Raw genomic sequence first — 7,259 nt, 5'->3', positions numbered from 1 at the left:
CATTGGCTAGTGGTTCCCACTACCAAGCCCACAACGGACTTTCACCGTCAAGTTGTTGCCCATGCTGGGCACACACATAAAAAAAGAGCCACCACTATTGGTGACTCTTTATACTTAATCCAAAAATTAAGCTTGTTCTGGAGCTCCTACTGGACATACATTAGCACAGTTCCCACAATCGATACAAGTATCTGCATCAATAACGAATTGAGTATCTCCTTGAGTTATAGCATCAACTGGACATTCTGCTGCACAAGCACCACAGTTAACACAAGTATCATTAATTTGATATGCCATTAAAAACACCTCCCCCATTAGATATATCATTATTATTTTATCACATTAAAATTTCTTTTAAAAGGAAAATTTAGTAATCTACCTTTTCTAATTATCTTTAATAAGATTTTTTATTAACTTCTTATCTTCCTCTGATTCTATTTCTAATTTTAAATCATAATCTTCAATATCATCTTCATAATGACCTTTTATAAGTTCAACATTTTCAATCTTGAATTCTTCTACTACTTCCTCTTCACCTTTTTTCAATTTTACTTTTACAGTTTCTTTAACAGTATTATTACTGAATACTTCTCCTGTACCTTCTTCAGTTTTAACAATAGAACCTACTCTTGGCATTCTTCTTCTTATGTCTTCATAAGTACTTTGCTCATAATTTAAACAACACATAAGTCTTCCGCAAATACCTGATATCTTAGTTGGATTAAGTGATAAATTTTGTTCTTTAGCCATCTTTATAGATACAGATGCGAAATCTCCTAAAAATGTAGAACAACACATTGGTCTACCACATGGTCCCAATCCACCTAGCATTTTTGCTTCATCTCTTACGCCTATTTGTCTAAGCTCAATACGAGTTTTAAATATTGTTGCTAAATCTTTAACTAATTCTCTAAAATCAACTCTTCCATCAGCTGTAAAATAAAATATAACTTTATTATTGTCAAAAGTATATTCTACATCTATAAGCTTCATAATTAATTTATGTTCTTCAATTTTTTTTAAACAAATTTCAAAAGCTTCTTTTTCCTTTTCTTTATTTTCTATATGCTTAGCTATATCTTCTTCAGTTGCAACTCTAAGTACAGATTTAAGTGGTGCAACAATGTCACTTTCACTAATTTCTTTTATTCCTATTACACATTCACCAAACTCTATTCCTCTTGCAGTTTCAACAACTACATAACTATTTTTTTGTATATCCATATCAACTGGATCAAAATAATATATCTTTCCAGCTTTTTTAAACCTTACTCCTATTACTTTTATCATTCTTAACCCTCCATAAAGCCCATTAACATTACTCTCAATGTCATTGTCCAATTAACATTACTTCTTATATTTTTTCTTGCTTCCTCTATTTTAATTATCATATTATTTAGTTTCCTAAAAGATAATTCCTTTGTTAATTCATTTATATCCTTAATTTTATCACTATTTATGATAAATTCGTTATTTTCAACTTCTTTATGTATTAAAATATCCCTAATAATTGATCCTATAATATTTAATACTTCTTCTTTGGTATCCTTATAGCCACTAAAGAATTCTTCTTTCTCTAATATACCTTCTAAATCATTACTTTTTATATCATTTAATAGCTTTATTACATTTAATCTTAGCTCTCTTAGGCTTTCATCATTAAAATATCTATCTATTTTCCCTGGAATTCCTTCACTAAATGCTATTGCAGCTTTCATCTCTTCTTGACTATTATTAAATCTTTTAAGCTCTATATATTTATCTAATTCTTCTCTTGTTAATGGCGTTAATTTATATATTTCACATCTGGATTTTATAGTATCTAAAATTAGCTCTAAACTTTCACATAAGATTATTATGTGAACTCCCTTAGGTGGTTCTTCTATTGTCTTTAACAAAGCATTTTGAGCTTGAGTTGTTAGCTTATTTCCTTTATGTATTATAATTACCTTCTTATCTCCTTCAAAAGGTTTTTTAGATACTTCTTCAATAATATTTCTAACATCATCAACACCAAATGATGATTTTTCTGTTTTATAATTAATTATATCAACATATTCTCTATTTAAATCACCATTTAATATAATCTTAGCTAATAAGTTTGCTAAAATACTCTTGCCTATACCATCTTCACCTGCTATAAGGTGCGCATGAGATAAAGTCCCATTAATACATCTAGTCTTAAAATTATTAATCAAATTGCTATAGCCTATAAATTCTCTCATAATCGCACCTCCATAAATTTATTTATATTTTAACAAATTGATCTACATCTAATACAAAAATTGTGGCTCCTCCAACCTCAACTTCAATAGGATATGGCATATACATTCCTGTTCCACTACCAATAGTACTTGGAGTTGGTGCAGAAACCATTTCCTTTCTTTTTTTGCATACATCTTCTATTATATTTATAACTTTATCAACAACTTCTTTTTCAACACCAATCATTAATGTCGTATTACCTGATTTTAAAAATCCTCCTGTTGTCGCAAGCTTTGTGACTCTATAATTTTTGTCTGTAAGCTCCTCAATTAAATCCATAGCATCATCATCTTGAACTATAGCTATTACTAGTTTCATACCCTACACCTCTCTCTGTAAATTAGCCTAATAAGTTTTTAATAGTACTTAATATAAAATTTATTCAATACCTCTACTCTATTTTATCATAAACATATAACACTTTACTAAATTTATTTTTCTTACTCTATTATATGAATTTTTATAAAAAAGAGCTATTTAAAAATAGCTCATTAATTTTCATATATTATTTGTTTATATTTTTATATAAATATTTCTAATTTATTAAATTTAATATATCGCTCTTTATATTATTTACACACTCTTGTAAAATATCATTAACATAGAATTTTTCAATATTACATGATTTTAATTTATCAAAGCTAAAATCATTATTATCTGCTAAAAATCTTCTACATAATTCATCATAATTAGAATTTTGTTGTTCCTTTTCTCTCTTTAAGGCTCTTTCTAATCTAACACCATCATCTAATTCAATATAAAACGGACATACATTTTCTTCACCAAAATGCATTTTTATATTTTTATATGCTTCTAATGTAACTATTAATAAATAATTATTTACTTCTAGATTAATTTGATTATCGTCTATAGTACAATAATACCATGGTCCATTAACAGTATCATACTTTCTCTCTTCTATTATCTTACCATTTTCTCTATATTCATTTAAAATATCTTCATTAATAAAATAATACTCTACTCCATTAGTTTCATTACTTCTTATAGGTCTTGTAGTATATGATACAATTGGCATTAGATTTAAATCTTTATCCTTCATTAATTCTTTAAATATAGTATCTTTTCCTGAATTACTTTTGCCCATTAAACAAAATATTTTGCCCATGATTTTATCCTTTCTCATTAATTAGAAGTTAACTTTCTTAAATATATTTTAAAGTACTTTTCATCTAATTATATATACATTTAATTTATTCTTTTTCTTCTATTTTTAATATTCTTTTTGTAATAGTTTCGTTTATTTTATTTTTAAGTAAATCATATTTATTATCATTAACGCTAATGGAATTAATTTCTTTTACACATTCCTCACAAATAAAATATCCCATAATATCAATTCCACTACCTTCAAGTTCTTCCTCACATATTATACAATATTTTTTATTTCCTCTCCATATATCCTTATTATTAATTTCCATAATTCTCATCCTCCTTTACATTACTAGAGTCTGTCCACTTTTTCCTCTATGTATACTTAATATCTTTAAATTATTATAAATATTTTTATTATTTTTTGGAAAAAATAATATTACTATCATAAGATTGGGAGGATTTATATTTATGAAGCAAGAAATAATTTCTTTTTTATCTACATGCTATGATACATTATATGATTTAAATAAATTTATATATAATAATCCTGAAGAAAGTTATAAAGAATTTAAAGCTTGTGACTATTTAATAAAATTACTTAAAAATTATAATTTTGATGTTAAAAGCAACTTTTTAGGTTTAGATACATCTTTTTATGCTTCTAAAGGAACTACCTATCCAAAAATATGCTTCTTATGTGAATACGATGCTGTTCCAAATGAAGGACATATCACTGGGCACAATCTGCTAACTACAACTTCTATTGGTGCTGCTCTAGCATTAGGAAATATTGTTGAAAAAATAGGCGGTACTGCCATAGTTATAGGTTGTCCTGGTGAATATTTAGGTGGTACTAAAGCTATTATGACAAAACAAGGTGTTTTTGATGATATAGATGCTGTTTTGATGGCTCATCCTGATACAACAACTTGTGAAAGTGGCTCTTCATCTGCAATAATTCCCTTAAAAGTAAAGTTTATTGGCAATAGTGGCCTTAGTTTTTTAAATAAAGGAGCTTATACGTCATTAGATGGAATTCTTTTAACTTTTAATATACTTAATTCAATATTAAAGGGATTTCCTGAAGATGTAGAAATAAATTCTATTCTTTCTCAAGGAGGATTTACACCATTACTATTACCTTTAGAATCTGAAGCAAAGTTCTATATTCGTGCAAAAGAAATGGATTTAGCAATGTTGGCTGAAAATAAACTTAGAGAAATTGTTATTTATGTTTCTAAATTAATAAGAGTACAATATTCAATATCATTATATGAACCTTCAAATGATGAACTTATAACAAATAGAACTTTAAATAGGTTATTTAGCCATAACTTAAAAGAAAATGGAATCATAGATATTGGTGCTCCAAAGGATGTTCATTCTGGTTTAAGCATAGGTACAGTTAGTAAATCAGTTCCATGTATTCATCCATACTACTCAATAATAGAAAATAATAATATATCATATGGCTCTAAAGAATTTGCCAATTCTACTATATCTAATTATGCAATGGAGCAAAGCATCAAAGTTGCTGAAGCTTTAGCCTTTACTGGATATGATTTGATTACTAATGAAGGTTTATTAAAAGAAATAAAATCTACATTTTATAATAAATCATAAAACGATTAATATATATTAGCTAATATTTAAAAATATAGCTTATACTAAAAAACTGCATATTACATTAAAATATAATAAGAACACCTAATAAGAATATTTAATCTTACTAGGTGCTCTTTATTTAAAGTATATTAAATTTAATTACTAACTAGATTTTTAATGAAGTCTCTTTAAACGATATTACTAACACAATTTATTAATTTATTACTAGGATCGAATAAAAATTTTTCTACTTTTCCATCTTTCTTATATACACAACAAAACTTTGTATGTCCATTAAAATTTTTCGTATAATATTTATTGCACTTAATTATACTATACTCTTTTGGGGTATTGCACTTTTCTCCTATGTACAAAATATCTTTAAACTTTATACTTTCAACATTCTTCTCTGAATTACTATTTATTTTATTTATAATAAGCTTGTCTGAAATTATAGAATACTTATAAGCAATTTTACATCTTCTAAATTCTTTAATTAATATAAATAATATTACACATAATATTATTACATCTACTGTTTGTGTTAATTGCCCTTTCTTCTCCATTGTCATTTTTATAATCCTATGACTATATAAAGCTACAGTTATCATACTTAATGATATTACTAATGAAACAACTTTATTTTGCTTATTAATTTCTCTATACATAATTACAAATCCCCCAACTAACTTGCGCAATCTTTTCCATTCACAGTATCTGATTATACTAATTTTTTAAATATAATAACAAGTTTTAAAATATACTATAGCTAGTGTTTTTTTATCAAATTTATAAATTAACTCTATTTTACTATTAAATCCTGACTATTAAGACACTATAGTCTTTAATTTATATATTATAAATTAAAGACTATAATATATAATTATGTTATAATTTATATTAAACTTTATTAACAGAGAGGTAATTTATGATACAAATTTATAAAAGTATAGATGAAACTAATTCCTCATTAAGGGTTCTAGATAATATAGAAAATGGTTGTTGGATAAACGTAGTAGCACCCTCAGATGAAGAATTAATACTAATTTCAAAAAAAACAGGGGTACCATTAAATTTTTTAAAAGCTCCACTTGACGATGAAGAAACATCTAGAATAGATTTTGAAGATGGTTTCGTTTTAGTTGTAGTAGATATACCTTTTACTGAAATGGAAGACAACTCTTTAACTTATGATACTTATCCATTAGCTATAATACATTCTGAAAAAGAGATAATAACAGTTTGCTTAAAAAATAGTCGAATTTTAACAGATTTTATAAATGGAAGAGTAAAATCTTTCTTCTCATTTAAAAAATCTAGATTTATTCTGCAAATATTAAATAGAATTTCTACATATTATTTATTATATCTTAGACAAATTGATAAGAAGAGTTTAATGATCGAAAAAAGACTTCATAAATCCATGAAAAATAGAGAATTAATTCAATTACATTCATTAGAAAAATCTCTTGTTTATTTTTCTACATCTCTTAAGGCGAATGAAATAACATTAGAAAAAATGCTTAAACTAGAAATAATGCAAAAATATGAAGATGATCAAGATATATTAGAAGATGTAATAATAGAAAATAAGCAAGCAATAGAAATGACAGATATTTATAGTAATATTTTATCTAGTACTATGGATTTCTTTGCATCAGTAATTTCCAATAACCTTAATATAGTTATGAAAGTACTTGCATCTGTTACTATATTAATGGCTATTCCAACTATTATAGGTGGAATATTTGGAATGAACGTAGCACTTCCTCTTCAAGATAATCCAAATGGCTTTCAAATTATTATGATTCTTACATTACTTTTAACAGGACTTGCTGCATTTATACTTTACAAAAAAGATATGTTTAATTAATATAAATAAATAAAAAAATATCCACAGTACTCTTTTAAAATGCTGTGGATATTTTTTATTTATATGTTGATAACTTTCAAAGTCTAATAAATTTCATTATGGAATGAGCTTTTTTAAAATTTATTAACATTAATAATATAGTTATCCACTTTTTTTAAATTTTTTCAATTATTCGTGTGGATAAAATTAATCTTTTTATGAATCAATAGCAAAATAAAAAACCTACAAGTTTTACTTGTAGGTTTTTTTGGAGGCGCCACCCGGATTTGAACCGGGGAATAAAGGTTTTGCAGACCTCTGCCTTACCACTTGGCTATAGCGCCATACCTGGTGGCTCGACCAGGAATCGAACCAGGGACACGAGGATTTTCAGTCCTCTGCTCTACCGACTGAGCTATCGAGC

At 26.2% G+C, this 7,259-nt stretch carries 9 protein-coding genes and 1 tRNA gene; 2 read left to right on the top strand and 8 right to left on the bottom strand.

Annotation, left to right across the window (positions count from 1 at the left end):
* Positions 1 to 126: 126 nt before the first annotated feature.
* The 6 genes from LPC13_RS16260 to LPC13_RS16235 form a co-directional block, all read right to left on the bottom strand.
* The gene (locus LPC13_RS16260; protein ID WP_040420252.1) at positions 127 to 297 is read right to left on the bottom strand and encodes a DUF362 domain-containing protein; all 171 of its coding nucleotides are present in this window, start codon (positions 295 to 297) and stop codon (positions 127 to 129) included.
* Positions 298 to 384: 87 nt separating this feature from the next.
* On the bottom strand, positions 385 to 1,290 hold the full coding sequence (locus LPC13_RS16255) for a PSP1 domain-containing protein (protein ID WP_195245622.1): 906 nt from the start codon (positions 1,288 to 1,290) through the stop codon (positions 385 to 387).
* 2 nt (positions 1,291 to 1,292) lie between these two features.
* Positions 1,293 to 2,225, bottom strand: coding sequence for a DNA polymerase III subunit delta' (locus LPC13_RS16250; protein ID WP_005216472.1), 933 nt, complete (start codon positions 2,223 to 2,225; stop codon positions 1,293 to 1,295).
* 22 nt (positions 2,226 to 2,247) lie between these two features.
* A complete protein-coding gene (locus tag LPC13_RS16245; RefSeq protein ID WP_005216473.1) occupies positions 2,248 to 2,583 on the bottom strand; it encodes a cyclic-di-AMP receptor in 336 nt (111 codons plus the stop codon).
* Positions 2,584 to 2,800: 217 nt separating this feature from the next.
* Complete coding sequence (locus LPC13_RS16240) at positions 2,801 to 3,391, bottom strand: nucleoside/nucleotide kinase family protein (protein WP_040420253.1); 591 nt, start codon at positions 3,389 to 3,391, stop codon at positions 2,801 to 2,803.
* 85 nt (positions 3,392 to 3,476) lie between these two features.
* Entirely contained in the window at positions 3,477 to 3,704 is a 228-nt protein-coding gene (locus LPC13_RS16235; RefSeq protein WP_195245621.1) for a sigma factor G inhibitor Gin, read from the bottom strand.
* 142 nt (positions 3,705 to 3,846) lie between these two features.
* On the opposite strand from LPC13_RS16235, the gene LPC13_RS16230 reads away from it, so the two are divergent.
* Positions 3,847 to 5,001, top strand: coding sequence for a zinc-binding metallopeptidase family protein (locus tag LPC13_RS16230; RefSeq protein ID WP_005216476.1), 1,155 nt, complete (start codon positions 3,847 to 3,849; stop codon positions 4,999 to 5,001).
* Between the two features lie 170 nt (positions 5,002 to 5,171).
* Here the strand turns inward: LPC13_RS16230 and LPC13_RS16225 are convergent, their stop codons facing one another.
* Positions 5,172 to 5,651: a hypothetical protein gene (locus tag LPC13_RS16225; RefSeq protein WP_005216477.1), complete on the bottom strand. Its 480-nt coding sequence runs from the start codon at positions 5,649 to 5,651 to the stop codon at positions 5,172 to 5,174.
* Between the two features lie 260 nt (positions 5,652 to 5,911).
* Between LPC13_RS16225 and LPC13_RS16220 the strand changes: the two genes are divergently transcribed.
* The gene (locus LPC13_RS16220) at positions 5,912 to 6,856 is read left to right on the top strand and encodes a magnesium transporter CorA family protein (protein WP_005216478.1); all 945 of its coding nucleotides are present in this window, start codon (positions 5,912 to 5,914) and stop codon (positions 6,854 to 6,856) included.
* 248 nt (positions 6,857 to 7,104) lie between these two features.
* On the opposite strand, the gene LPC13_RS16215 is transcribed toward LPC13_RS16220, so the two are convergent.
* Positions 7,105 to 7,179, bottom strand: a tRNA-Cys gene (locus tag LPC13_RS16215).
* Between the last annotated feature and the right edge of the window lie 80 nt (positions 7,180 to 7,259).

Source organism: Clostridium celatum (assembly GCF_021412605.1).
In the GTDB taxonomy this organism is placed as follows: domain Bacteria; phylum Bacillota; class Clostridia; order Clostridiales; family Clostridiaceae; genus Clostridium; species Clostridium celatum.
Note: the sequence above shows the minus strand (reverse complement) of the source record. Positions and strands in the feature narration are given on the sequence as shown.

Excerpts from the sequence above, each read along its gene's own strand:
- LPC13_RS16260 (WP_040420252.1), bottom strand. The coding sequence starts at position 297 with ATGGCATATCAAATTAATGATACTTGTGTTAACTGTGGTGCTTGTGCA.
- LPC13_RS16255 (WP_195245622.1), bottom strand. The coding sequence starts at position 1,290 with ATGATAAAAGTAATAGGAGTAAGGTTTAAAAAAGCTGGAAAGATATAT.
- LPC13_RS16250 (WP_005216472.1), bottom strand. The coding sequence starts at position 2,225 with ATGAGAGAATTTATAGGCTATAGCAATTTGATTAATAATTTTAAGACT.
- LPC13_RS16245 (WP_005216473.1), bottom strand. The coding sequence starts at position 2,583 with ATGAAACTAGTAATAGCTATAGTTCAAGATGATGATGCTATGGATTTA.
- LPC13_RS16240 (WP_040420253.1), bottom strand. The coding sequence starts at position 3,391 with ATGGGCAAAATATTTTGTTTAATGGGCAAAAGTAATTCAGGAAAAGAT.
- LPC13_RS16235 (WP_195245621.1), bottom strand. The coding sequence starts at position 3,704 with ATGGAAATTAATAATAAGGATATATGGAGAGGAAATAAAAAATATTGT.
- LPC13_RS16230 (WP_005216476.1), top strand. The coding sequence starts at position 3,847 with ATGAAGCAAGAAATAATTTCTTTTTTATCTACATGCTATGATACATTA.
- LPC13_RS16225 (WP_005216477.1), bottom strand. The coding sequence starts at position 5,651 with ATGTATAGAGAAATTAATAAGCAAAATAAAGTTGTTTCATTAGTAATA.
- LPC13_RS16220 (WP_005216478.1), top strand. The coding sequence starts at position 5,912 with ATGATACAAATTTATAAAAGTATAGATGAAACTAATTCCTCATTAAGG.